Origin of the sequence: Streptomyces sp. WAC04114, assembly GCF_019733245.1 — a bacterium.
Lineage (GTDB): Bacteria > Actinomycetota > Actinomycetes > Streptomycetales > Streptomycetaceae > Streptomyces > Streptomyces massasporeus_A.
This window is the reverse complement of record NZ_JAIGQA010000411.1, coordinates 1-683: the sequence shown is the minus strand read 5'-3', so window position 1 is coordinate 683 and position 683 is coordinate 1. Positions and strand designations below refer to the sequence as shown.

Genomic DNA, 683 nt, shown 5'->3' with positions numbered 1-683 from the left:
TCCGTGACCACCATCGTCCCCCAGGCCTACCGCATGGTCCCGGTCGGCGACCTCGAACCGCACCCGGACAACCCGCACCGCGGCGACGTGGACGTGATCGCCAAGTCGATCGGCAAGAACGGCTTCTACGGCACCGTCATGGTTCAGCAGTCGCGGATGCGGATCATCGCCGGTGAGCACCGCTGGCGCGGCGCCAAGGCGCAGGGCCTGGAGCAGGTGCCCGCCCTGGTCATCGACGTGGACGACGACACCGCGACCCGGATCATGCTGGCGGACAACCGCACCGCAGAGTTCGGCGGCTACGACGACCAGGTGCTCACCGAGCTGCTGCGCGGCATCGATGACCTCGACGGCACCGGCTGGTCCGACGACGACCTGAACGACCTGCTCGCCGACCTTGATAGCGGTATCGAAATCGTCACGGACTCCCCAGCCGACCGGCGACCCGCCGCGGCGGACGCCGGCGAGGAGGGCCGGGCGCGGCCGCGGAGGGCGTAGTCGTGTGCGCGTCGACGACTGGAAAGCGAGTTCCAGTTCCAGCGGGAGGGCCGCGGGTCCGGGGCCGGCGCGGCGACCGCCCGGCGGCCGTAGTACGGGCTCTCGGCGATGCAGAAGTGGGGCTCGCGCTCCAGGGCGTCGCGCCAGTTCGCCTCGGTCAACCCGAACGTCTCGAGCATCAGCTC

Annotated in this window: 1 protein-coding gene; it reads left to right on the top strand. The window is 70.7% G+C overall.

The window, feature by feature from the left end; translation table 11 throughout:
• Positions 1–498, top strand: a 498-nt coding sequence (locus K4G64_RS39515; protein ID WP_221760654.1) for a ParB/RepB/Spo0J family partition protein, incomplete at its 5' end; no start/stop codon positions are given.
• Positions 499–683 lie beyond the last annotated feature (185 nt).